Source organism: Micromonospora sp. 050-3, assembly GCF_046549335.1.
Lineage (GTDB): Bacteria > Actinomycetota > Actinomycetes > Mycobacteriales > Micromonosporaceae > Micromonospora > Micromonospora trifolii.
Window position 1 is genome coordinate 895,808 of record NZ_JAJPVX010000002.1, and the last position, 24,117, is coordinate 919,924.

Sequence of the window (24,117 nt, forward strand, 5' to 3'; positions counted from 1 at the left end):
CCCCATGGCCGGACACACGGACAACGCGGTAGTCATCAACGCATCGTTCGACCTCGTCTGGGACCTGACCAACGACATCCCCAACTGGCCCTCCCTGTTCAGCGAGTACGCCAGCACCGAGGTCCTCTCGACGTCCGCCGACGGGGCCGTCGTCTTCCGCCTGACCATGCACCCCGACCCGGCCGGCCGCGTCTGGAGCTGGGTCTCCGAGCGGGTGCCCGACCGCGGCGACCGGGTCGTGCGGGCACGGCGGCTGGAGACCGGCGCCTTCAAGTACATGAACCTGTTCTGGGAATACACCGAGATCCCGGACGGCGGCGTGCGGATGCGGTGGGTACAGGACTTCGAGATGCGGCCGGGCGGGCACGCCGACGACGAGGGCATGACCGCCCACCTCAACCGGACCACACGTGAGCAGCAGGCACGCATCCGGGAGATCGTGGAGAAGGCCGCGGCCGAACGCGGGCAGTCATGACCGCCACCGTCAACGCGCCCGTCGGCAAGAGCTGGCTGATCTGCCCGGGCTGCCGGGCGTTGCTCTACCAGCGCCGGGTCGAGCGCAACCTGGGCGTCTGCCCGGAGTGCGACCACCACGACCAGGTCACCGCACACCAGCGGATCGAGCAGCTCTTCGATCTCGACTCGGTCGAGGAACTGCCACCGGTCGGCGCCTTCGGCGATCCGCTGGGGTTCGTCGACACCAAGCCATACCCGCAACGGATCGAGACCGCCCGCCGGCGTACAGGGCTCGACGAGGCGGTCGTCTGTGTCCGGGGCACTGTCGAGGGGCAGCCGTTGATCGCGGCGGTCATGGACTTCCGGTTCCTCGGCGGCAGCCTCGGCACGGGCGTCGGCGAGCGGATCACCCGGGCGGCCGAGTTGGCGCTCGAGACCCGTACACCGCTGCTGATCGTCAGCGCCTCCGGCGGTGCCCGGATGCAGGAGGGCGTGCTGTCGCTCATGCAGATGGCCAAGACGAGCGCGGCACTCGGGGCCCTCGACGAGGCCGGGGTGTTGACGATCTCGCTGGTCAGTGACCCGACCTACGGTGGCGTCGCGGCATCGTTCGCGACGCTCTGCGACGTCATCCTCGCCGAGCCGGGGGCCCGCCTCGGCTTCGCCGGGCCGAGGGTCATCCAGCAGACGCTGCGTCAGCCGCTGCCGGCCGGCTTCCAGACCGCCGAGTACCTCTTCGCCCGCGGCATGCTCGACGACCTGGTGCCCCGGTCGAACCTGCGGCCGACCATCGGCCGGCTGCTGGCCTTCGCAGGGGCCGACAGGTCCGCGCCGGATCCTTACCCGGTACGGGCGACCGCGGCACCCGAGCCGGCGGACCCGTGGGCGGTCGTGGCGCTGTCCCGCGACCTCGGCCGACCCTCCACACTCGACTACATCGGCAACTTCGTCGACGGTTTCGTGGAGCTGCACGGCGATCGGCTGGCGGGTGACTGCCCGGCGATCGTCGGCGGCGTCGGCCTGATCGACGGCCGGCCCACAGTGGTGATCGGCCACCAGAAGGGGCACACGGTCGCCGAGGTGGCCAGCCGCAACTTCGGCATGGCGACACCGGCCGGCTACCGCAAGGCGGCCCGGCTGATGCGCCTGGCCGAGAAGCTCGGCACGCCGATCGTGACGCTCATCGACACGCCCGGCGCGTACCACGGCATCTCGGCGGAGGAGAACGGGCAGGCCATAGCCATCGCCGACAGCATCCGGCTGATGGCCGGTCTGACGGTCCCGGTCGTCGCGATCGTGACCGGCGAGGGTGGCAGCGGAGGCGCGCTCGCCCTCGGCGTCGGCAACCGGGTGCTGATGCTCGCCAACGCGACGTACTCGGTGATCAGCCCGGAAGGCTGCGCCGCGATCCTCTGGAACGACTCCGGTCGGGCCGACGAGGCCGCCGCGCAGCTCAAGCTCCAGGCCAACGACCTGCTGGCGCTCGGCATCGTCGACGGGGTGGTTCCCGAACCGCCCGGCGGGGCACCGGCCGATCCCGGGGCGACCGCGTCGGCCGTACATCGGGCGGTCGTCGACGCGTTCGCGGAGTTGGCCGGTCTCACCCGCGAGGAGGTGCGGGCCCAGCGCCGGGCCCGCTTCCGACAGATCGGAGGTTTGACGAATGCCGGAGGGTAACGCCGACCCGCTGGATGCCGCGGTCCGCAGTCTCGCGCGGCTGATCGGGTCGACGCCAGGTCCGGTTCGCCGTGCCCGGCTGCAACACGGCGACCTGGTGGTCGAGGTGGAGTGGCCGGACGGCGCACCCGTGGTGGCGATGGTCCCGGCGGCCCCGCCGGTGGACGCCGACGCCGGTCTGCACTACGTGTGCGCGCCGATGGTCGCGACGCTCTACCTCGCGCCGTCGCCCGGCGCTGACCCGTTCGTCCGTGAGGGCGACCAGGTCGTGCCCGGCCAGCAGGTCGCGATCCTCGAAGCGATGAAGATGATGATCCCGGTCGAAGCCGACCGCGCGGGCGAGGTCGTGAAGGTGCTGGTGCCCAACGCGACCCCGGTCGAGTACGGCGAACGGCTGATCGCCTTAGCTGTGTCGGAGGGCTGACCCAGTGTTCGAGTCGGTGCTGATCGCCAACCGGGGCGAGATCGCGGTCCGGATCGCCCGGACCTGCCGGGAGATGGGGCTGCGTACCGTGGCGGTCTACTCGACAGTCGACCGCGACTCGGCGGTGGTGCGGCTGGCCGACGAAGCCGTCCAGATCGGGCCGGGTCCGAGTCGGCGCAGCTACCTGAGCGCACCGGCCATCATCGAGGCGGCCCGCCGCACGGGGGCCGACGCGATCCATCCGGGCTACGGATTCCTCTCCGAGGACCCGGACTTCGCCGAAATCTGCGAGGCCGACGGGATCACGTTCATCGGGCCACCGCCCGCCGTGATGGCCGCGCTGGGCGACAAGGCCCGGACGCGGGGCATCATGGCGGGCCTCGGCCTGCCCGTGCTCCCCGGCACCACCGACGCCGTCGAGTCGGCGGCCGACGCCCGGGCGGTCGCCGAGGAGATCGGCTTCCCGTTGATCATCAAAGCGGTCGCCGGTGGCGGCGGTCGGGGCGTACGGGTGGTCCGCGATCCGGCCTCGTTCCTGGGCGAGTTCGCCTCCGCGCGGGCGGAGGCGCAGCTGCTCTTCGGTGACAACCGGGTCTACATCGAGCGCTATCTCGAGTCGGCCCGCCACGTCGAGGTGCAGGTGCTCACCGACCGCTACGGCAACGGCATCCACCTCGGCGAGCGCGACTGTTCGGTACAGCGGCGTCACCAGAAGCTGATCGAGGAGTCACCTGCGCCCGGGCTGCCGCAACACATGGTCGACCGGATGACCGCCGCAGCGGTCACCGGCGCGCTCGGTGTCGGCTACGTGGGCGCGGGCACCTTCGAGTTCCTGGTCGGCGGTGGGGACGACTTCCACCTCATGGAGGTCAACTGCCGGCTCCAGGTCGAACACCCGGTCTCCGAGCTGGTGACCGGCGTCGACCTGGTGCGGCAACAGATCCTCGTCGCGGCCGGCGAACGGCTCGCGCTGACCCAGGCCGACGTGACGCCACGCGGCACAGCGATCGAGTGTCGCCTCAACGTCGAGGACCCGGCGCGCGGCTTCGTACCGACGCCGGGTGAGCTGACCCGCTTCGACCTGCCCGCCGGCCCGTTCGTCCGCGTCGACACGCACGGGTACGCCGGCTACCGGGTGCCGGCCGACTACGACTCCCTCCTCGCGAAGGTGGTCGTCTGGGCGCCCGACCGCACCCAGGCCCTGGCCCGGATGGCCCGCGCCCTCGACGAGTGCGCAGTGGAAGGGCCAGGTGTGGCCACAACCCGCGACTTCCTCCGATCGACGCTCGACCACCCGCTGTTCCGCGCCGCGAAACACGACACCTCGCTGGTCGACGCCATGCTCACCGGCCTCCAGCCGGACACCACCGAAGCTCCAGGGCGCCACTAGCCGAAGGGTTCACACTGCTGCCGGTTCGCGGGTTTGCGGCCCGTGCGTCCACGCGGGCGCCCGCGGACGGAAGGTGGCCGACATGGCAATTGACAACGCTTCTCGAGGTGTCAGCCGACGGCGATTACTGGCCGGAGTCGGCGCGGGGGCGCTCGTGGCCGGCACCGGGGGAGTCCTGCTCGACGCGACGCCGGCGGCGGCCGCGTTCTCCAACCGGTTCGGTCGGATGTTCCCGTCGCTGCCGGCGTTCGGATCCGCGACGACCCAGATGCGGAACGCGCTGATCGACCTGTCGCGCGTCGGCGGCCCGATGGACGCGCGCGACCCGCTCAGCGTCGGCGCGGAGGCGCTCGCCGACCAGCAGCAGCACAGCATCAACAACCCCGACAACTTCTCGATCCCGCAGGGCATGACGTACTTCGGGCAGTTCATCGACCACGACCTGGCCTTCGAGACGACGGCGCCGCTGGGCACGCCGGTCGACCCGACCACTGTGCCGAACCCCCGGACGCCGGCCCTCGACCTCGACTCGCTCTACGGTGGCGGGCCGACCGGGAACCCGGAGCTGTACAACTCGGCCGATCCCGCCAAACTCAAGATTGAGTCCGGTGGGCGCTTCGAGGACCTGCCGCGCAACTCCAATGGCAGGGCGATCATCTTCGACGTCCGCAACGACGAGAACCTGCCGATCGCGCAGATCACGGCCGCGTTCATCCTCTTCCACAACCGGGTGGTCGACCTGGTGCGCGCACAGGGCACACCGGCGGCGCAGGTCTTCGGCGCCGCCCGGCAACTCGTCACCTGGCACTACCAGTGGATCGTGCTCAACGAGTTCCTTCCGCTGATCGCCGGGCCGGGCACTGTCTTCACAGTGCTCAACGGAGGCCGCCGTTTCTACAAGCCGGAGCCGAACGCGACGTTCATCCCGGTCGAGTTCACCGCGGCGGCGTTCCGCTTCGGCCACAGCCAGCCCCGACCGGCCTACCTGGTCAACCGCACCGGCAACGGCGGCGACGAGTTCTACGCCATGCTCTTCGACCCGGCGATGAGCGGCGCCGACCCGGCCGACCTGCGCGGCGGGAAGCGGGCCACCCGCCGCTACCTCGACTACCAGTTCTGGTTCCAGTTCTTCGACGGCCAGGTGCACTGGAGCAAATGGATCGACGTCCGCAACTCGACGCCGCTGTTCGGCTTCCCGCTGCCACCGCCGCCGTCCGGCTCGCCGTCGGCCAACCTGCTCGGACGCGACCTGCTCCGTCAGCTCACCTTCGGCATCCCGTCGGGCCAGCGGATCGCCGCCCACATCGGGGCGCCCGCACTCGGCAGCTTCAACTTCCCGGAGCTCAGTGGGTACGGCCTCGGCCTGGACTCCAACACCCCGCTCTTCTACTACATCCTCAAGGAGGCACAGCTCCAGGCCGGCGGCGGCTCGTTGGGCGCGGTAGGTGGGCGAATCGTGGCAGAGGTGCTCATCGGCATCGCTCAGCTCGACCCGGCGAGCTACCTGAAGGTGCAGCCCAACTGGCGTCCGACCCTGCCCGCCCGCTTCTCGGGCCAGTTCACGATGGCCGACCTGCTCACGTACGCCCGGGTCGACCCGGCCAGCCGCAACTCCTGACGGCGCTTGCTCCGCACCCGGGCCGGGTTGGCCCGGTGTGCGGAGCAGGGCCCGGTTGAACGGGACTCCAACGGTCCTCGACGCGGGTGGGGGAGGGTGCGGGCATGACTGGCGACTTCAGCGATTTCAAGGTGGCAGATCTGTCGTTGGCGGCCTTCGGGCGTAAGGAGATCGAGCTGGCCGAGCATGAGATGCCGGGTCTGATGTCGATCCGGAGGGAGTTCGCCTCGCGGCAGCCGTTGAAGGGTGCGCGGATCACCGGCTCGCTGCACATGACGATCCAGACGGCCGTGTTGATCGAGACGCTGGTGGCGCTCGGCGCGCAGGTCCGCTGGGCGTCCTGCAACATCTTCTCCACCCAGGACCACGCGGCGGCGGCGGTAGCGGTCGGCCCGACCGGCACCCCTGATGCCCCGGCGGGTGTCCCGGTCTACGCCTGGAAGGGCGAGTCCCTCGACGAGTACTGGTGGTGCACCCAGCAGGTGCTGCTCTGGCCGGACGGGCAGGGCCCGAACATGATCCTCGACGATGGTGGTGACGCCACGCTGCTGGTGCACAAGGGCGCCGAGTTCGAGGCGATCGGCGCGGTCCCGTCACCGGAGAGCGCGGACTCCGAGGAGTACGAGGTCATCCTCGGTGTGTTGACGCGGTCGCTGCGGGAGGACAACCGCCGCTGGACGCGGGTCGCCGCCGGGATCAAGGGAGTGACCGAGGAGACCACGACCGGCGTGCACCGCCTGTACGAGATGCAGCAGGCCGGAAACCTGCTGTTCCCGGCGATCAACGTGAACGACTCGGTGACCAAGAGCAAGTTCGACAACAAGTACGGCTGCCGGCACTCGCTGATCGACGGGATCAACCGGGCCACCGACGTGCTGATCGGCGGGAAGGTCGCCGTCGTGTTCGGCTACGGCGACGTCGGCAAGGGCTGCGCCGAGAGTCTGCGCGGTCAGGGTGCGCGGGTCATCGTGACCGAGGTGGACCCGATCTGTGCCCTCCAGGCGGCGATGGACGGCTACCAGGTCGCGACCATCGATGACGTTGTCGAGACCGCCGACATCTTCGTGACCGCGACGGGCTGCTTCAGCGTGATCACCAACGAGCACATGGCGCGGATGAAGCACCAGGCGATCGTGGGCAACATCGGCCACTTCGACAACGAGATCGACATGGCCGGTCTCGCGAAGCGCGGGGACGTCGAGCGGATCACCGTGAAGCCGCAGGTGGATGAGTGGCGGTTCGCGGACGGGCACTCGATCATCGTGCTGTCCGAGGGGCGACTGCTGAACCTGGGCAACGCCACCGGGCACCCGAGCTTCGTGATGTCGAACAGCTTCGCCAACCAGACCATCGCGCAGATCGAGCTGTTCACCAGCACCGACCAGTACCCGATCGGTGTCCACACCCTCCCGAAGCACCTGGACGAGAAGGTGGCCCGACTCCACCTCGCCGCGCTGGGTGTCCGCCTCACCGAACTGACCAAGGAGCAGGCCAACTACCTTGGCGTCCCGGTCGAAGGGCCCTACAAGCCCGACCACTACCGCTACTGAGAGGGCCCGTCCGCATGATCGCCGTATCCGGCTCGATCGCGACCGACCATCTGATGCGCTTCCCAGGTCGGTTCGCCGAGCAACTCATCGCCGGCAGCCTCGACACCGTCTCACTCTCGTTCCTCGTCGACGACCTCGTCGTCCGACGCGGCGGGGTCGCGGCCAACATCGCCTTCGGGCTCGCCCAACTCGGGCACCGGCCGGTGCTGCTCGGCGCGGTCGGTGGTGACTTCGGGGACTACCGCAGCTGGCTGGAGCGGCACGGGGTCGACTGCTCGGAGGTGCAGGTCAGCTCCGTCGCACACACCGCCCGGTTCATCTGCACCACCGACACCGACCTCTGCCAGATCGCGTCGTTCTATCCCGGTGCGATGGGCGAGCCCGACCGGATCAGCCTCGACGGTGTCGCAGCCCGGGCCGGTGGGCTTGGGCTCGTCATCCTCGCCGCGGAGAACCCGGACACGATGCTCGCCCGCGCCGCCGCCTGCCGCCGACTGGGCCTGCCCTTCGCCGCCGACCCGTCACAGCAACTGGCCCGGATGCCGTCGGCCGACATCGAGGCGATGATCAACGGCGCTCGCTACCTGTTGACGAACGAGTACGAGGCGGCGCTGCTGGAGTCGAAGACCGGGCTGAGTGAAGACGACATCCTGCGCCGCGTGGGCGTGCGGGTCGTGACCCTGGGCGCCAGCGGGGCACGGATCACCGGGCAGGACGGCGACTTCCTGGTGCCGGCGGCACAGGTGGGTGCCATCGTCGACCCGACCGGTGTCGGCGACGGCTTCCGGGCCGGCTTCTTCGCAGCGCTCGCCGCCGACCTGCCCATCGAGCGGGCAGCGCAGGTGGGCTGCGTCCTGGCGGCGCACGTGCTGGAGGTCGAGGGCCCGCAGGAATACACGATCGACGCCGACGCCTTCGAGCGCCGCATCGCTGAGTCGTACGGCAGCCACGTCGCGGTCGATGTGCGCGCGCTGGGGCTGGCCCGGGTCTGACCGGGCGAGCCGGCGTGCTCGACCGTCCCTGGTGAGGACCCCGATTTTCCGGGGCCGTTACCGGCCGGGCGCCCCGCGCACCACCAGTCCCGCCGTGTCGGCCGCCCTGGTCAACAGGTTGCCCTCGATCCGCTCGACCGCGGCCTGGTAGATCCCACGTCGCCCGGGGGACAGGGTCGGGTCCGCCAACGCCCGCTCCAGATCGACCAGACGGATTTTCGGGTTCAGATCGACGAAGGTGGGGATCGCTTCGATGGCCACCACTTTCCACCTTTTCGGCTCGCTCGCCGGACCAAACGTCACCCGGGTCATCGCGCCGTCACGGTTGGCGTTGATGGGCTTCTCGTGCCGGGCGATCTGGTTGCCCATCCCGTAGACGATCCAGGTGTCGCCGATCCGCTCCACCGGCTGAACGACGTGCGCGTGATGCCCGAAGACGACGTCCACGGCGTCGATTGCGGCGATCTGACGCGCCCAGGTCTGCTGGTCGGCGTTCGGCTCGTGCTCGTACTCGGTGCCCCAGTGCAGGCTGACCACCACGATCTCTGCGCCCGCCGCCCGAGCTGCCGCCGCGTCCCGCCGGATAGTCTTCACGTCGATCAGGCTCGCCACCCACTCCTTGCCGGCCGGCGGGTGCAGGCCGTTGAAGCTGCTGGTGAGGCTGATGTGCCCGATCTTCACGCCCTTGGCCTGATAGATCTTGACGATGTCGGAGTCACGCTTGGTCCGGTAGCTGCCGGCGTGCCCCAGACCCGCCTTGTCCATCGCGTCGAGGGTCCGCTTGACGCCGTCGTACCCATGATCGAGGGTGTGGTTCGAGGCGGTGGAGCAACCGTCGTACCCGATGCTCTTGAGGCCCTTGAGCACCTCCTGCGGCACACTGAAATTCGGATAGCCGATGTACGGGCCCCCCGGCGGTGCCAGCGGAGTCTCCAGGTGGCACAGGGCCAGATCGGCGTTGGAAACGGTCTCGCTCACCGGTGCCAGCATCGGGCCGAAGTCCAACGTGCCGCCGCCATCGGTCCGGGCCTGCTCCCACAGCTTGGGGTGCAGCAGGATGTCCCCCGCACCGAGCACGGAGACCGTACGGTCGGCGACCGCCACCGGGTTGGGCGGGTCAGCCCACACAGGCGATTCAGCCGGCGCGGGCGAGTCCGCCGACCAAGGGCCGAGGACGTAGATCGCGCCCGCCCCGACCGCTAGTGCGACCACGCAACCGAGGATCGCCCGTAGCGTGCGGGAGCGCTCGGCGCTTAGCTGAAAATTACTCGCCACCGCGACAGGCTAGCCGCCCTGGTCACGCCCCGTAGCGTCCCGGCGTTGTGCGGGGTCCGCCTCGCCCCCCAGGCGCGGGCATCTGTCTCATCGATGAGTGTTCACACCTTGGCAGCGGTGCGCGCCTCCGCTAACGTCCATGGGAACGCTCCCATGAACTTAGATACATCTATGTGATCTGGAGGCAATACGTCGTGGCTATCCTCTCCTCGCTCCGCCGCAGATCGGCGGCCATCAGCGTGGCGGCCGTCGCGGGCGCCACCGCCGTCGGCGTCTGCCTCGCCGTCAGCAGTGCCTCCGCCGGCACGCTGTCCGGGTCGCTCTACCGCGACCCGAGTTCGGCCGTCGTCCGCTGGGTGGCCGCCAACCCCGGCGACTCCCGTACGGCCGTCATCCGCGACAAGATCGCGAGTCAGCCGCAGGCGCGCTGGTTCGCCAACTTCAATCCCTCGACAGTGCAGTCCGAGGTCTCCGGGTTCATCGGCGCCGCCAACGCGGCGCAGCAGATTCCGGTGCTGGCCGTCTACGAGATCACCAACCGGGACTGTGGCGGGGCCAGCGCCGGTGGCGCGCCGGACCTCAACCAGTACCAGACGTGGGTGTCCAACTTCGCCAGGGGACTGGGCAACCAGACCGTCATCATCATCCTGGAAACCGACTCGCTCGCCCTGCTGACGTGCCTGAGCGGCGCCGAGATCAACGCGCGCAACGAGGCGATCTCGACGGCCACCCGGACCATCAAGTCGGGCAACCCCAACGCCAAGGTGTACCTCGACGGCGGCCACTCCACCTGGAACAGCGCGGGTGAGACGGCCAACCGGCTCCGGGCAGCCGGCGTGCAGTACGCCGACGGCTTCTTCACCAACGTGTCGAACTACAACTCCACCTCCAGCGAGGCGAACTTCGGTCGGGCGGTCATCTCCTCCCTCAACGGCATGGGGATCTCGGGCAAGCGCCAGGTCATCGACACCAGCCGTAACGGGGGCGCCAGCGGGGACTGGTGCGGCGACGACAACACCGACCGGCGCATCGGGCAGTACCCGACGACCAACACCGGCGACGGCAACATCGACGCGTATCTGTGGGTGAAGCCGCCGGGGGAGGCCGACGGCTGCCGCTTCACGGCCGGTTCGTTCCAGCCCGACCTGGCCTTCAGCCTGGCCAACGGCGCGCCCAACCCGCCCACGACCACCCCGCCGACGACTCCGCCGCCGACGACCACCCCGCCGACGACTCCGCCGCCGACGACCACGCCGCCGACCACCCCTCCGCCGAACACCACGCCGCCGGCCGGTGACGGCTGCTACGCGTCGATAGCGGTCAACCAGTGGGCTGGCGGCTTCACCGCCAGCGTGACGGTCACCGCCGGCAAGTCGGACATCAACGGCTGGACCGTGACGGTCGCGCTGCCCGGCGGCGCGGTCACCAGCGCCTGGAACGCCCAGGTCAGCGGCACCAGCGGCACCGTCGGGTTCACCAACGTGAGCTACAACGGGCGGGTCCTGGGCCGGCAGTCGACCAACTTCGGCTTCCAGGGCACCGGCACCGGCCCGGGCGTGTCGGCCGACTGCGTGACCAGCTGACCCCAACCGCTGCGGCGGGCCCGGCGTGGAGGACCACTCTCCGCGCCGGGCCCGCCCCCGTGCCCGCGGAACGAGCCGGGCTGCCCCATCTACGTCTGCACGCTGGTGGCCTGTGGCTTCCCGGCATCGCGGCTGTGGGTCTGTCGCACCGACCAACTGCTGTGGTCAGGCTTGTGGTCGCTCCCTCTCTTGCGGGACATCTCGTGGCCGGCGAGCAACGCGATCGCCACGGCCGTCAGCAGGCCACCGAACAACGGGATGACGCGCACCCCGGCCGTCGCGAGCAGGCCCGCGCCGATGAACGAGCCGGCAGCGAGGCCGAAGTTGAACGCGACGCTGAGGCTGGCCGACGCCATCTCGGTGGTCGACGGGGCCACCTGCATGACGCGGTGCTGGATTCCCGCGATCAGCGAGCTGAACGACATCCCCGCCACGGCGAGCAACGGGATCGTCAACACCTTGCTTGCGCCAACTCCATAGAGGCCGAGCATCGCGGCGGTGAGGAACCCGAGTAGGACCAGTACGACACCGAGTGGAAACCGGTCCAGGAACCGGCCGGCCGCCCAGGTGCCGGCCACGCCGAACGAGCCTTGCACGAAGAGCAACAGGCCGAGAGATGCTGCGGCGAACCCGCTGACGTCCAGGAGGAAGACGGTCATGTAGGTGAATGCGCCCATGGCGCCGGTGACCGCGAGGATGGTGGCGATCAGGAGCACGACGAAGCGGTGCCGGTCCGGCATCGGCCCGACGTCGCCCGCACTCTGTTGCGGTGTGACGCTCGGCAGGAGCAGGGCGACAGCCACGCAGGTGACGAAGCCGAAGATGGCCATCGCGACGAAGGCGGCCCGCCATCCGGCCTGCCCGCCCAGCCAGGTGCCCAGCGGTACGCCGAGGACGGGGCCGAGAGCGTTGCCGATCGACAGCCGAGCCACGATGCGGCCTCGGATGTTCGGAGGGAACATCGATATCGCTACCGGGAACACCACCGCCCAGAAGACACCGTTGGTGGTGGCGGACACCAGCCGGGCGGCGAGCAACACCTCGTAGGAGGTGGCGAAGGCCGACACCGCCGTCGCCGCGGCGAACACACCGAGGGCGCCGGCGAGCAGTGGGCGCCGGGGCACACGCCGAGTGACCCGGGTCAGCGGGAGCGCCACAACCATGACCACCGCGGCGTACCCGGTCACCAGCAGGCCGGCTTCGGACCGGGAGCGTCCCAGGTCCGGCGCGATCAGGGTGAGCAACCCGATCGGAAGCACCTCGGTGGTGACGTAACAGAACGTGGCGGCGGACAACGCGGCGAGGGCATGGACCGCGCGTCGTCGGTGCACCATGAGCTACCTCCCAGATCCTGGACGAGGTGTAGCAAGCAGCCGTGACGCACGAGCCACTGTGATCCCGGCTAACCAGGTTTTGAAGGTAGCATAGGTTGCCGTGTATCCCTCGCTGTCTTCGCACTGCGACGCCGCAGTCGCACGCCAGTTGGTGTGCAGGGCGGCACAGTGGAGGCCGGTGCAGTCAGGGAAGTCGCCACAATTGATCGCTTGGCAAGAGGATGGCACGAGGCATGCCGGGTCCACAGCGTGTCGGAACGCAGGCGCGAGGAGCGGCGTGGGTCATAACCCCCTCCACGTATCTAGGTGGTAGCATCGCCGCATGTCAATCGACGTGAGCCAGCTACCGATGGTCGGCGGACACCCGGCACTCGAACTGGCCAACACCCTCGAACGAGGTGGCGAGTCGCCGCACGACTTCCTGACCGACAGTTCCGCTTTGCTGCGCTGGTCGGTCCGGGTGAGCGTGGTCAGCGACGCGGAGGCCGACCAGGTGGGCCGGGCCTGGCGCGACGAGCCTGCGGCGGCGCACGCGGGACTGGCCGCCGTGCGGGACATCCGCGAGAGTCTCTATCTCGTGCTGCTCGCGGCGATCACCGAGGCGGACGGTAGTACGGCGGGCGACCCCATCGCCGCCGGTGCCGCGCTGGTCGCACTACAGCAGCGCTGGTCCGGCGCGGCCGCCCGAGCAAGATTCGTGCTCGACTCGTCGCAGGTGCGGCTGGTCTACGGCACGGTGCCGGCCATGCTGGTGCCCGACCGGATCGCCGAGGCTGCCCTCGACGTCATGCTGACGGCCGACCTGACCCGGGTGCGCCGCTGCCCGGTGCTCGAAGGGGGCTGTGGCTGGCTGTTCCTCGATCAGAGCCGCAACGGTTCCCGCCGCTGGTGTCGCATGGCCGACTGCGGCAACGCGGTGAAGGCGCGACGGCTCACCGAGCGTCGCCGTGCCGCCCGTTCCTCCAGTTCGTAGCCGGTCGACTGTGTCGTCGTCGCCGTTTGGTCGCCGGTCGGGGGGCGATTCGCGGGTTCAACGCAGGTCAACGAGGGCCACTCCCTGCCAGCGCGGGTCAACCCGCAGGTCGTTACACTGACCACTCGCGCCCCCGTAGCTCAGGGGATAGAGCATCGGTTTCCTAAACCGTGTGTCGCAGGTTCGAATCCTGCCGGGGGCACCTCGAAGGCTGGCAGCCGTGGTGGTTCCTTGTCGGTCCTCTGCGTCATTTCCCGCGAATCCGATGGGGAATCGGGAATCCGGGCAGCCTGGTCACGGAGTCGATCCCGGCAATGCGACTGCGCGCCGACGATCCCTGAGTGTCAAAAGCCAGGAAGGTGAGTCAACGTTCAGTTTGCTGGCGACTCCCAGTATTGAAGCGCATATCGCGCCAGTCGGGTCGCGACGCCCCCGGCGTAACGGGTCTCGCATTCCCCGGCTTCGATGCTAGGCTCCCGGAGTCAGCTCGATGCTTGTCGGGGAACCTCGATGCTTGACAGGGGAAAAGGATGAGTTCTGCGCACCCGTTGATCTCCGCCACGAACAAAGGCGATGAAAGGTCAGTGTCGGTGGCCATCGCTGATATCCATCCGCTGTTGTCCGGGATGTTGAACAAACTGTTCTCGCAGCAGTGGAATGTCGATGTCGTGGCGCACGTCACATCGATGGCCGAATTGATCGACGGGAATGCCTGGGCCGGACGGTCTGTGGGCGTCCTGATCTTGCATGTCGCGCAGGTGGACTGCGCGATCGAAACCGCAGTGCGAGACGTCACCGCCGGTTCTGCCACCCACGTGATGGTGGTGTCTGGATCGGAGAGCGATGACGAGATGGTCCGGTGCCTGCGGTCTGGGGCTCGGGGCTACTTCGGCAACAGCGCTGATTTCGACTCGTTGTGTCTGGCCCTCGGTCTCGTGGCACGCGGCGGCACTGGAATCACCGGTTCGGCGGCACCACGCCTGGCCGCACTGGCGGGGCAGGAGAGGAATTCCGCGCCGCCGTCCGCAGAGGGCCTACTGGACTCGCTGACCAACCGGGAGCGTGAGGTGGTTGCGTTATTGGCAGATGGTCAGAACAATCGCGGTATTGCGCGGAGATTGAACATTTCAGAGCGCACGGTCCGAAATCACCTCAGCCGAATTTTCTTCAAGCTCGGCGTGCAGGATCGGCTTCGTGCGGCGCTGGTGGCACGTAGATTGATGAGTCTCTCCGGGGACCTTGCATAGAAGGGGCGTTCGTGCACCCGAAGGGAGCGGTAGAAGGTGCCCGGCTGCCGGTTCGGCCGCTGACCCACAGTGAGTTGGTCGCCGTCGACATCGTCGTCGCCGGACTGCTCGCCACGGTCTACCTGACAGCCCTGCCCCGGTCGAGCACGCTTCCCGACTGGCTACACGGCGTGCTGGTCTCCCTGATCGCGCTCCCCGTCGCAGTCCGCAGGGTCTGGCCAATGCCAGTCTTCGCGAGCGTCGCCCTCGCATCGATCGTCAGCGTGTCACTGGGGGTCCTGCCGGACCCTCTCCTCGCGGCGGCCCTCACCGCTTACACGGCTGCGGCCACCGATGGTCAGCGGAGCCGTCGCAGTTGGCTGGTGATCGTGTCGTCCAGCGTGGTTCTGACGTTTCTGGCCGTCGCCACCGGGTCGCCGCAACCGTGGCCGAGTCGATTCGGAACACTGCTGCCCGGCCTCGCCCTGGTGGGCGCCTCCTGGGCCGCGGGAATCGCGGTTGCGCAGCGGCGGGCGTACGCGGTCTGGCGGGCTGCCGACCGGGTTGAGCGAGCGGTCTCCGACGAACGGCTGCGAATTGCCCGCGAGGTGCATGACATCGTGACGCACAACCTGGGGGTGATCGCGGTCAAGGCAGCGGTGACCCGACACCTGGCTCGGGACCGGCCGGCCGAGACGCTGGCCTCGCTCGCAGTGATCGAGCAGGTCAGCCGAGAGGCGCTCGCCGAGATGCGGCAAGCCCTCCGGCTTCTCCGGGACAGCGACGAACCTCGTGGACCGGCCCCTGGTCTGCCCGACGTCCCCACGCTGGTGCGCCGTGCCGAGAAGGCGGGCCTGACCGTCCGGAGCGAACTGCCGGAGCAGGACGACGTCCCGCCGGGCGTGTCGTTGACGGCTTATCGGATCGTTCAAGAGGCGCTGACCAACGTCATCAAGCACGCTGGGCCGACCCGCTGCAGCCTGACGGTCCGGAGCACTGGGAGTGAGCTCCTCGTCGAGGTCGCGGACGACGGGCCGGTGGGCGGCCGGCCGGTCCGCCCTTCCGCAGCGGAGGGTTTCGGCCTGGCCGGTATGCGGGAGCGGGTGGAGATGCACAACGGTGAAATGACGGCCGGGCCGCTTGCGGCCGGCGGCTTCCAGGTCCACGTGAAGATCCCGTACGCGCCAATGGGTGGTAGGCAGTGATCCGGGTCGCGATCGCCGACGACGAGCCCATGTTGCGCGAGAGCTTCCGCCTGCTGGTGAGCTCGGATCCGGAGTGCACGGTCGTCGGGGAGGCGGCCGACGGCGCGGCCGCGGTCCGGCTGGCGAAGAGCAGGCGGCCGGACGTCATGCTCATGGACGTGCGCATGCCGCACACCGACGGCCTTGAGGCCACTCGCCTGATCACCGGCGACCAGGCCACCACGGACGTCCGAATCTTGATTCTGACCATGTTCGACCTGGATCCGTACGTCTATTCGGCCCTGCGCGCGGGTGCCAGTGGGTTCCTGCTCAAGGACATCGCCCCCGCCGACCTGCTGGCAGCCGTTCATGTAGTGGCCGGCGGGCACGCGCTGTTCGCGCCCAGCGTCACCCGACGGATGATCGCTCGATTCAGTGCGGCCGAGGCCATTGCCGAAACGGGTCGCCTGGATGTCCTGACTAACCGGGAGCGGGAGATCCTGACGCTCGTCGCCAACGGCCTGTCGAACACGCAGATCTGCGACCGCGAGCACATCAGCATGGCCACCGTGAAGACGCACCTCAACCGGATTCTGGCCAAGCTCAGTCTCCGCGACCGCGCTCAACTGGTGATCGCCGCCTACGAGAACGGGCTGGTCAGCGCCGGGGCGCAGGCCGAGGTCAGCCAGCATCGCCGAGGGCTTCTCTGACCGAGGTCGAGTCCGCGTCCGTCACCTCTCCGTTCACCTTGACCGTGGGGGTACCGATCACACCGGCGCGGGCAGCCCGCTCACTGACGTGTGCGGCCCAACTGCGATACGTCCCGTCGCGGACGCACTGGGCGAAGCTTTCGGTGAGTCCGGCGTCCCGGCCGAGAGTGATGAGCCGGTCGTCGCTGAGCCCAGGTGTTTGTTCTGCCGGCTGGTGCTGAAACAGCATCCGCGAGTACTCGGTGAACCGACCGCCGTCAGCGGCACATCCAACAGCGGCCACAGCCCGGGTGGAGTACTTCTCGCCCTGGCTCATGCGGTCCAGGAACGCCACGGGGTGGGTGACCACCGTGACTCGACCGGCCGTCACCGCTTCGTCGAGCGTGGTCGCCGTCGAATCTTCGAATTGCTTGCAGTTGGGGCACATGAAGTCGGCGTACACGTCGATGGTGACAGGTCCGCTGCCGCGGGCCACGCCGGTGCCGCCATAGGCGGCTGTTCCCGCGGGGTACCGGACCGGCTCGGCCGACTGGCTTTGAAAACGCTGGTAGCCCACCGTGCCGGCGGCGGTGAGCGCGGCCACGACGATCACGGCCGACCACACCGTGCGCCGCCGGCGGCGATCGGCCGCGAACTGTGCGGCCACCGCCGCGCTGGGTGTTGGAGTGCGACTGGTGGTTGTCATGAGACCTCCGCTCGGCCGGCAGCCATGGGAGTGGCCTGCAGCCAGTTGTCGATCGCCAGCCGGCCGGCCGGCCGAGCTGTCAGGAAGCCAGCGAGCAGCAGGAAGAAGCCGTCGCGCAGCAGGTCGAGGAGATAGGTCGGCCTCTGGTTGGCGGCCAGCTCGCCGCCGCCCCCGAAGCAACCGCAGTCGATCCGGTAGCCGTGTGCCCAGACCCAGGCGATTCCCACGACGAAGCCGATCAGCAGTACGGCCGAGATCCCGGCGGCCAGGCGCGTTCCGAGCCCGAGCAGCAGTAACATCCCCAATGCCAGCTCGATGAACGGCAGCATCGCGCCAAACGCGGTGGCCGCTTCGTACGGCAGGATGCGGTAGGCGTTGACCGTGCGGCCGGATGCGGCCAAATCGCCGATCTTGGTCGCACCAGCGAGGAGCCACACTGCGGCCAACCCAGCGCGCGCCACGGTGGTGAACCAGGCAGAACCGATCATTGCTGGGCCTTGGCGAAGCGGTTGGCGGCCACTGCGAGGGTGCCCAGGGCCAGTGTGGTGATCATTAGCAGCTCGGCCCAGACTGGCGGCGTCCAGCCCCAGAGTTGCGGCGACTGTGACATGCCGTCGAGAAAGAAGTCACCGGGCAGGACCCGGCGGGTCGCGTCGATCGCGTACGTCAGCGGGTTGATCAGTACCAGCGTGCCTAGCCAGCCGGGCAGTCCGTTCGGTGGGAACACCGCACCGGACAGGAAGAGCAGAGGCGTCAGCGCCAGGCTGACCACGACCTCGAACGTATCGACCGACCGGATCGTCACCGCGGCCAGAATTCCCAACGCGGTGAACGTGAAGGCGATGAGCGCGGCCACGGCCAAACCAAGCAGCAGGCGCGGGCTGTAGCTCATGCCGGCGTACGGAGCGACGAGTAGCACCAGGAACGCGTAGAGCGCACCGGCCGTGGCGCCGCCCAGGCAGAGACCGATCAGCAGGCTGATCCGTCGGACCGGGGCAGCGAGAGTCTGCCGGAGGAAACCGCTCTGCCGGTCCCAGACGATGGAGATGCCGACACCCATCGCGGGCGACTGGACAGCCATCATCAGCATTCCGGGAAAAAGGAAGGTGCGGTAATGCTCCATGACCACCGCATCGCCACCGACCGCCTCGAGTCCGGTGCCCAACACGACGATGAACATCAGCGGAGTCACCAGGCCCATCACGACGCGAAGCCGGTTGCGTGTCAGCCGGATGACCTCGCGGCGCCAGAGCATGCCAATCGCCCCGAGGTTGCGGCGCATGCCGGCTGTCGGGGTGTCGAGCGGCTGGGCCGGGGTGAACGCGACGGGCATCTGGTCCGCTTGGGTGATCGTCATTTCCGCGGCCCTTCCTCTTCGCGAATGGTGCGGCCGGTGTAGTGCAGGAACGCGTCATCGAGGCTTGGCGACCGGACGGTCACCGACATCACCGGCACCGGAATCGCCGCGCACAACCGGGGCACCAGGGCGGCCCCGTTGTGAACCCGCATGCGGAGGTTCGAGGCCCCAACGGCGACATCCAGGTCGAACTGCGTGCGGATGCTGGTTGCGGCGGCATCGTCGTCCTCCGTGCGCATCTCCACCAGGTCATCCCCAACCACGGCCTTGAGTTCGGCCGGCGTGCCCTCGGTGACCAGTTCGCCGTGATCCATGATCGCGATCCGATCGCAGTGCTCGGCCTCCTCGAGGTGATGCGTGGTCATGAAGACGGTCAGGTCGTACTCGGAGCGGAAGCGCCGCAGCTGGTCCCAGATCAGGATGCGGGTCTGTGGATCGAGTCCAGTCGTAGGCTCGTCCAGGATCAGGACCTTCGGCGCGTGCAGCAAGGCCCGCGCGATCTCGAGCCGGCGGCGCATCCCTCCGGAGAAGGTCCGGACCGGCGAGTTCCGACGATCCTGCAGATCCATCAGCGTGAGCAGATCGGCAATGGTGCCCCGCACGGCGCGGCCGCCGATGCCGAAGAGGCTGGCGTAGAAGCGCAGATTTTCCTCGGCAGACAGGTCCGGGTCCAGCGTGGACTCCTGAAAGACGATACCGATCGACCGCCGCACGTCGTCCGGTCGCCGACAGATGTCGAAGCCGGCCACCTCGGCGGTACCGGCGGTCGGCCGCAGCAGCGTCGCGAGCATGCTGATGGTGGTGGTCTTACCCGCACCGTTGGGACCGAGGAAGCCGAAGATCGAGCCCGTCGGGACGTCCAAGTTGAGATCAGCGACCGCCGCGATGCGGTCCGAATACCACTTCGCGAGATTCCGCACACTGATCGCGCTCACGTCGCTCTCCCTTCCGGGCATCGCACGGCCAGCACGGTCACGAAACGTGCCACGTCGGCGGGCTCGCCGACCGGACGGCCGTCCACCTCGACCCACGCATGAGCCCCGAACGGGTTGGTCCGGAAGCCGGTACACCAGTCCGGCCATCGGCCACGCAGTCGGCAGATCAGTGCCGTCGCCACCGATCGCTGCAGGCAACCGAGCCCCGCGCAGCGGGTGCTGACGGTCACGGTCGCCGACCGGGCATGCAGGGTCTCCTCGAATCGGCCGGGAGCCGCGCCCGTGCTGAGCAGCCGCAGCGCCTGACGTAACCGGCGCGGAGGTAGCGCCGCGAGTGGTCGGGCCACACCAACCGCCGCCAGCGCGATGACACGCTGCCCGACGGTGAGCCGCACGCCTCGCTCCGCGGTGACCGGCATGCTCATGAGGTCACCAACTTGGCTCGCCTGAGGCCGTTGACGAACTCCTGCACGTCCGCAGTGACCCGGTTTCGGAATTCGTCGTCGACAGGTGGGCCACCGGCTGAACCGGCCGTCAGCCGGTGCGCGGTCTCGGCCGGCGAGTGCCCAGCGAGAAGGTCACGCAGCATCTGCTCGGCAGTGCTGTTGAGATGCCAGTAGCGGCCGGTTCTTTCATCCAGCAGAACAAGCCCGTCATCCACCTCGTTGAGCACGACGTCACGGCGCAGTGACAGGGTCATCGCAAGGCTCCAGTCTTCCGTCCCGACCAAGCGGACGCCACGGCCGAGGATCGCAGCCAGCTCTCGCAGGCAAGGGTGTTCTGCAGAATGGTGAGGTGATGGGCGACCGGCCCTGGGTTCAGCAGACGGGCGCGGAGCGCGGCCACGTCGATGAGGCCAAGTTCGCCCAGCTTGGATCCGTCACACAACTCCAGCAGGGTCTGCCGGTTGCGGCGCAGTCCCTCGTGCATCTCGGCGCTGAACTCGCCCTTGTCCGGACGGTTCAGGATCGCGTCCGGCACGAGGCCGCGCATGGCGGTGGTGAGCAGCGGCTTGTACTGCCCGGGAGCGTTCCGCTCGGCAAGCCGGACCGACAGCGCTGCCTCGACGACCTGGTGGTCCAGCATCGGTGCGTCCCATTCCATGCCAGGTCCGGTGGCCGCACGAATCTGGCGCAGCAGTGCGCCTTCGAACGCCATCGCCTCCAGGACCTGGTGGCGTACCCGGTCGGGATCCAGGGGCTGCGGATCGGAGGCCGCAGCCGAACGCAGGGCGTTTCGCACGGTCTCCGCTGCGGCTCCCGTCGCCCATGGCGGGATTCGTGCCGCTGGCACCCAGCCCAGGTCCAGGTGGGGTGGACGTGGGGGTGGCGCATCGATCTGCGCGGGCAGCGCGGCGATGGCCTGCGCGAACGTGGACCGGTCGGTGAGCCCGCGCAGGCAGTCAGACCAGGACCAGCGATTGAGTAATCGGGATCGTCGGATCGTCGGCAGGGCGCGCAGCGGATGCTGGCGTGCCAACGACCACAGGTGTGCGGGCATCGCCCCGAAAAGCGTGTCACCGCCGAACCCCATCAGGTGCAGGTCTGAACCCTCAGCCGTCGCGCGTCGCTCCAGGTCCGCAAGGTGTGCCCAGCCGCCGATCCAGAGTTGTGGCCCCTCCCACTGTCCCGCGCCGGTGCCCTGCTCGACGTCGACCTGAAACAGGTTCGCCGGACGGCTGCGCGGTACGACCCGGTGGCGTGCGCCGGGTAGTGCCGCGGCGGCCCGTTCTGCCCAGACGGTGTCGGTGTTCGCCGGATCCAGCGGCTGCACGTGAAAGGTGGTCAGGTCGGCGCCAGCCGCTGCCGCTAGAAACGCGACGCTGGTCGAGTCGAGTCCACCGGAGAGGTCAGCGGTCACCATCCGGCCGCCCGGCACGCGGCTGGCGACTGCTCGGAACAAGGACTCGCGCACCTCGGCTGCGGCCTCCTGCAGCGACCTGACCGGCTCGGGAGGATGCCACCACCGGTGTGTCCGTGCCGATCCGTCGCGGTCGACCGCCAGCCAGTGACCAACTGGTACCGCCTGTATGCCGGTCCAGAACGTCCGTTGCGAGAGCGGCCATGGCGCGCCGAGCGGCGACAGCAGTCGTAACGCCAGTGCTTCCTGGTCGATCGTGGCACCGGCGAGTCGGCCCAGCCGGGCGATGGAGGACGAGGCCACTGTGAAGCCATCGACGGTTGTGTAGAAAATCTGTCGTACGGTCGACACCGTTCCCTGCGAACGGGTGGCGCCGTCCTGTGAAAGGAGGAGGTGGACTGCTCCCGGAATCCGCCGGGCCAGCTTGTCCAGGTCGGACGGCGACGTGATGGCGGCCAGTGCCCGGGTTACCTCCGGCTCCCGAATCTCCGTCCGGCCGGCGATGGCGAGCCGAGTGTTTCCGGCGGTCAGGACGGTGATTTCGCCAGAATTCCATTGCCCGACAATCCATGGCCGACCGGAGGCGTGCACTACCACTCTTTCCGGCGTTAACTGGAGCTTCTCCGAAACGAATTCCCGATCTGGCAGGACGACGAATTCCACGAGGCGAGACGCCCTTTCTCCCGCAATGACCGACACGTCGGCGGCCGGCCGAAAGTGAGCCGGCCGCCGACGGACTGCTACCTGCTCACGTCACCTCAGCTGCTCGTTCTGCAGTTGCGGTGCCGACTTTGTGATCAGATGCAGATCGGCGCACGGGCGCAACCGAGGAAGTCGCGGCAGTCGCCCCACGGGGTGCACAGGGTCAGCTCGGTGAAGTCGCCCAGGTCGGTGATCGCAGGCGTGACGTACTCGGTCTGGTTCATTTTCTCTCCCTCGTAATGCTGGATTTTTCCGCCGGCGGCGGGCCTCAGCGAAGGCCCGGGTTAGACGCTACGAGCGACACGCGTCCGGCGAAATGGGAAAGAGGACTCAGCCGTCATGCGTCAGTGCGGAGGGGGCATCTGTCATGCATCACGGCGACGGATCAACCAGTACCCGACCGCTGCGGCCGTGACCGTCCAGAGCAGAAGCACGAGGATCCCCTGCCCGGCGGTCAGTTCGCCCGAGTCGGCCGTCACCTGCATCGCGCGCATGCCGGCCTGGTCCGGTAGGAACTGCGCCACCGGCTTGGTGCCGGAGATCGTGCCGAGCGCCGGCCCCACCACGAAGAACAGCGGCATGAGGATGCCCAATGTCAGCGCGGTGCTGCGTAGCAGTGCCGCGACTGCTGCGGAGAAGACGTTGATCAGTACGACGTACGCGACTCCGCCGAGCACGGCCCGCATGGCCCCAGGGTCGGACAGGCTCGCCCCATGTGGTCCCAACGCGCTCTGGGTGATCAGAAACGACGCGATCACGGCTGTCCCGCCGACGATCAGCGCAACTGCCGCCACGACCAACAGCTTGGCCAGGTAGAACAGGCCCCGGGTGGGCACCGCTGCCAGCGAGGCGCGGATCATCCCGCTCGTGTACTCGGAACTGAACACGAGCACCGCGAACACGACGAAGGCCAGATTGCCGTAGAGAAGGGCGTTGAACCCCGAGTTGATGGGGTTGAAGTCCGACGCCAGCATGTTGCTGCCGCTGTCGATGGCGTTTCGAGTGGACAAGCCACCAGCCAGTGCCAGACCGAGACTGATGACCAGCGCCAGTGGCAGCGTCACCAGACTGCCCACCGTTGACCGTGCCTTGATCCATTCCGAGTGCAGGACTGCGGGTACCGCGTTGCTGCTCACCGGCTTGCCTCCGTGATCCCACCGCGATACTCGACGGCATCGGCTGTCAACTTGATGAACGCGTCCTCCAGCGAGGCAGTGCAGGGTGTGAGCTCGGTGATTATCACGCCTTCGTCCCGACCAACCGCGCCGATCTGCTCCAGCTCGGCGCCCAGCGCGTGCAGTGTGCCGTCCCCCGCCTCGGTCACCTGGATCCCACGGGCGGTCAAGGCGCTGCGCAGGCGCGCAGCCTCAGGTGAGCGCAGCCGGATGTACGAACCCGCATGCTGGGCCACAAAATCCCTTGTCGGGATGTCGGCGAGCATCCGCCCCCGGCCGATGATGATCAGATGATCGGCGGTGGCCGCCATCTCGGTCATCAGGTGGCTGGACAGCAGCACCGTGCGCCCCTCAGCCGCCAACCCCGTCAACAGCTGCCGGATCCACCGGACCCCCTCCGGGTCGAGCCCGTTGATCGGCTCGTCCAGCAGCAGCACCGGCGGATCGCCGAGCAGCGCGGCGGCCAACCCGAGCCGCTGTGTCATGCCCAGCGAGAACCCTCGAACTCGCTTGCCGGCGACGCTCTCCAGCCCGACCATCTCGATCACCTGGCGCACTCGCTGCCGCGAGATGCGGTTGCTGGCCGCCAGGCTGAGCAGATGGTTGTACGCGGATCGCCCAGGGTGCGCCGCCCGGCTCTCCAGCAGCGCACCGACCTGCCGTAGGGGCTCGGTCAGTTCGCCGTACTCCTTGCCGTTGATTCTGACGTGCCCCGACGTGGGCCGGTCCAGTTGCAGCATGAGCCGCATGGTGGTGGACTTCCCGGCCCCGTTGGGACCGAGAAAGCCGGTGACCCGCCCTGGCGTCACCGTGAACGTGAGCCCGTCGACGGCGGTTTTGGCACCGTAGTGCTTGGTCAGCTCAGTCGCCTCGATCATGCCCTCAGCCTGCCAACGTGCCCTGTACGCCGCGTCAGACCACGGTTTGACAATGCCCATGGCTGAGCGGCTGCGCGGGATCCGCAAGAAGTGGTGCTCCGCGCCGCGAGCCCTCATCAGCCCTGAAGGGCTC

Annotated in this window: 24 protein-coding genes and 1 tRNA gene; 13 read left to right on the plus strand and 12 right to left on the minus strand. The window is 68.6% G+C overall.

Features of this window, described 5'->3' with window-relative positions; all coding sequences use genetic code 11:
• Positions 1–4: 4 nt before the first annotated feature.
• From ACLJOK_RS19120 to ACLJOK_RS19150, 7 genes are all read left to right on the plus strand, one after another.
• On the plus strand, positions 5–475 hold the full coding sequence (locus ACLJOK_RS19120; protein ID WP_410820121.1) for an SRPBCC family protein: 471 nt from the start codon (positions 5–7) through the stop codon (positions 473–475).
• Positions 472–2,133 (plus strand): acetyl-CoA carboxylase carboxyltransferase subunit alpha, encoded by a 1,662-nt coding sequence (locus ACLJOK_RS19125; RefSeq protein ID WP_410820122.1) that lies wholly within the window; start codon positions 472–474, stop codon positions 2,131–2,133. Before ACLJOK_RS19120 ends, ACLJOK_RS19125 begins: the two co-directional genes overlap by 4 nt.
• A complete protein-coding gene (locus ACLJOK_RS19130) occupies positions 2,120–2,557 on the plus strand; it encodes a biotin/lipoyl-containing protein (RefSeq protein ID WP_410820123.1) in 438 nt (145 codons plus the stop codon). The genes ACLJOK_RS19125 and ACLJOK_RS19130 overlap by 14 nt, the downstream gene beginning before the upstream one ends.
• A 4-nt stretch (positions 2,558–2,561) precedes the next feature.
• Entirely contained in the window at positions 2,562–3,947 is a 1,386-nt protein-coding gene (locus tag ACLJOK_RS19135; protein WP_410820124.1) for an acetyl/propionyl/methylcrotonyl-CoA carboxylase subunit alpha, read from the plus strand.
• Positions 3,948–4,029: 82 nt separating this feature from the next.
• Positions 4,030–5,565: a peroxidase family protein gene (locus ACLJOK_RS19140; RefSeq protein ID WP_410820125.1), complete on the plus strand. Its 1,536-nt coding sequence runs from the start codon at positions 4,030–4,032 to the stop codon at positions 5,563–5,565.
• 104 nt (positions 5,566–5,669) lie between these two features.
• On the plus strand, positions 5,670–7,115 hold the full coding sequence (ahcY, locus tag ACLJOK_RS19145; protein WP_410820126.1) for an adenosylhomocysteinase: 1,446 nt from the start codon (positions 5,670–5,672) through the stop codon (positions 7,113–7,115).
• Positions 7,116–7,129: 14 nt separating this feature from the next.
• A complete protein-coding gene (locus tag ACLJOK_RS19150; RefSeq protein WP_410820127.1) occupies positions 7,130–8,107 on the plus strand; it encodes a carbohydrate kinase family protein in 978 nt (325 codons plus the stop codon).
• 57 nt (positions 8,108–8,164) lie between these two features.
• Here ACLJOK_RS19150 and ACLJOK_RS19155 read toward each other — a convergent pair whose 3' ends face one another.
• On the minus strand, positions 8,165–9,382 hold the full coding sequence (locus ACLJOK_RS19155) for a CapA family protein (RefSeq protein WP_410820128.1): 1,218 nt from the start codon (positions 9,380–9,382) through the stop codon (positions 8,165–8,167).
• 194 nt (positions 9,383–9,576) lie between these two features.
• Here ACLJOK_RS19155 and ACLJOK_RS19160 point away from each other — a divergent pair, with 194 nt between their 5' ends.
• The gene (locus ACLJOK_RS19160) at positions 9,577–10,965 is read left to right on the plus strand and encodes a glycoside hydrolase family 6 protein (protein ID WP_410820129.1); all 1,389 of its coding nucleotides are present in this window, start codon (positions 9,577–9,579) and stop codon (positions 10,963–10,965) included.
• Positions 10,966–11,054: 89 nt separating this feature from the next.
• Here the strand turns inward: ACLJOK_RS19160 and ACLJOK_RS19165 are convergent, their stop codons facing one another.
• Positions 11,055–12,299, minus strand: coding sequence for an MFS transporter (locus ACLJOK_RS19165; RefSeq protein WP_410820130.1), 1,245 nt, complete (start codon positions 12,297–12,299; stop codon positions 11,055–11,057).
• A gap of 322 nt (positions 12,300–12,621) precedes the next feature.
• On the opposite strand from ACLJOK_RS19165, the gene ACLJOK_RS19170 reads away from it, so the two are divergent.
• The 5 genes from ACLJOK_RS19170 (at position 12,622) to ACLJOK_RS19190 (ending at position 16,392) form a co-directional block, all read left to right on the plus strand.
• The gene (locus tag ACLJOK_RS19170) at positions 12,622–13,272 is read left to right on the plus strand and encodes a CGNR zinc finger domain-containing protein (protein WP_410820131.1); all 651 of its coding nucleotides are present in this window, start codon (positions 12,622–12,624) and stop codon (positions 13,270–13,272) included.
• Between the two features lie 129 nt (positions 13,273–13,401).
• Positions 13,402–13,474: transfer RNA gene (locus tag ACLJOK_RS19175), tRNA-Arg, on the plus strand.
• 388 nt (positions 13,475–13,862) lie between these two features.
• Positions 13,863–14,519: a LuxR C-terminal-related transcriptional regulator gene (locus tag ACLJOK_RS19180; RefSeq protein ID WP_410820132.1), complete on the plus strand. Its 657-nt coding sequence runs from the start codon at positions 13,863–13,865 to the stop codon at positions 14,517–14,519.
• 11 nt (positions 14,520–14,530) lie between these two features.
• Positions 14,531–15,703, plus strand: coding sequence for a sensor histidine kinase (locus ACLJOK_RS19185; RefSeq protein ID WP_410820133.1), 1,173 nt, complete (start codon positions 14,531–14,533; stop codon positions 15,701–15,703).
• A complete protein-coding gene (locus tag ACLJOK_RS19190) occupies positions 15,700–16,392 on the plus strand; it encodes a response regulator (RefSeq protein ID WP_410820134.1) in 693 nt (230 codons plus the stop codon). The genes ACLJOK_RS19185 and ACLJOK_RS19190 overlap by 4 nt, the downstream gene beginning before the upstream one ends.
• On the opposite strand, the gene ACLJOK_RS19195 is transcribed toward ACLJOK_RS19190, so the two are convergent.
• The 10 genes from ACLJOK_RS19195 to ACLJOK_RS19240 all read right to left on the minus strand — a co-directional run bounded on the left by ACLJOK_RS19195 (position 16,364) and on the right by ACLJOK_RS19240 (position 23,984).
• Entirely contained in the window at positions 16,364–17,077 is a 714-nt protein-coding gene (locus ACLJOK_RS19195; RefSeq protein ID WP_410820135.1) for a DsbA family protein, read from the minus strand. The genes ACLJOK_RS19190 and ACLJOK_RS19195 overlap by 29 nt on opposite strands.
• The gene (locus ACLJOK_RS19200; RefSeq protein WP_410820136.1) at positions 17,074–17,565 is read right to left on the minus strand and encodes a MauE/DoxX family redox-associated membrane protein; all 492 of its coding nucleotides are present in this window, start codon (positions 17,563–17,565) and stop codon (positions 17,074–17,076) included. The genes ACLJOK_RS19195 and ACLJOK_RS19200 overlap by 4 nt, the downstream gene beginning before the upstream one ends.
• A complete protein-coding gene (locus ACLJOK_RS19205; RefSeq protein WP_410820137.1) occupies positions 17,562–18,359 on the minus strand; it encodes an ABC transporter permease in 798 nt (265 codons plus the stop codon). The genes ACLJOK_RS19200 and ACLJOK_RS19205 overlap by 4 nt, the downstream gene beginning before the upstream one ends.
• A 71-nt stretch (positions 18,360–18,430) precedes the next feature.
• Positions 18,431–19,369, minus strand: a complete 939-nt coding sequence (locus ACLJOK_RS19210; RefSeq protein WP_410820138.1) for an ABC transporter ATP-binding protein — start codon at positions 19,367–19,369, stop codon at positions 18,431–18,433.
• Complete coding sequence (locus tag ACLJOK_RS19215; protein WP_410820139.1) at positions 19,366–19,794, minus strand: lasso peptide biosynthesis B2 protein; 429 nt, start codon at positions 19,792–19,794, stop codon at positions 19,366–19,368. Before ACLJOK_RS19215 ends, ACLJOK_RS19210 begins: the two co-directional genes overlap by 4 nt.
• Positions 19,791–20,069 (minus strand): lasso peptide biosynthesis PqqD family chaperone, encoded by a 279-nt coding sequence (locus tag ACLJOK_RS19220; RefSeq protein ID WP_410820140.1) that lies wholly within the window; start codon positions 20,067–20,069, stop codon positions 19,791–19,793. Before ACLJOK_RS19220 ends, ACLJOK_RS19215 begins: the two co-directional genes overlap by 4 nt.
• A complete protein-coding gene (locus ACLJOK_RS19225) occupies positions 20,066–21,892 on the minus strand; it encodes an asparagine synthase-related protein (RefSeq protein ID WP_410820141.1) in 1,827 nt (608 codons plus the stop codon). The genes ACLJOK_RS19220 and ACLJOK_RS19225 overlap by 4 nt, the downstream gene beginning before the upstream one ends.
• 134 nt (positions 21,893–22,026) lie before the next feature.
• Complete coding sequence (locus ACLJOK_RS19230) at positions 22,027–22,155, minus strand: lasso RiPP family leader peptide-containing protein (protein WP_410820142.1); 129 nt, start codon at positions 22,153–22,155, stop codon at positions 22,027–22,029.
• A 141-nt stretch (positions 22,156–22,296) separates the two neighbouring features.
• A complete protein-coding gene (locus tag ACLJOK_RS19235) occupies positions 22,297–23,067 on the minus strand; it encodes an ABC transporter permease (RefSeq protein WP_410820143.1) in 771 nt (256 codons plus the stop codon).
• Positions 23,064–23,984, minus strand: coding sequence for an ABC transporter ATP-binding protein (locus tag ACLJOK_RS19240; RefSeq protein WP_410820144.1), 921 nt, complete (start codon positions 23,982–23,984; stop codon positions 23,064–23,066). The genes ACLJOK_RS19235 and ACLJOK_RS19240 overlap by 4 nt, the downstream gene beginning before the upstream one ends.
• Positions 23,985–24,117 lie beyond the last annotated feature (133 nt).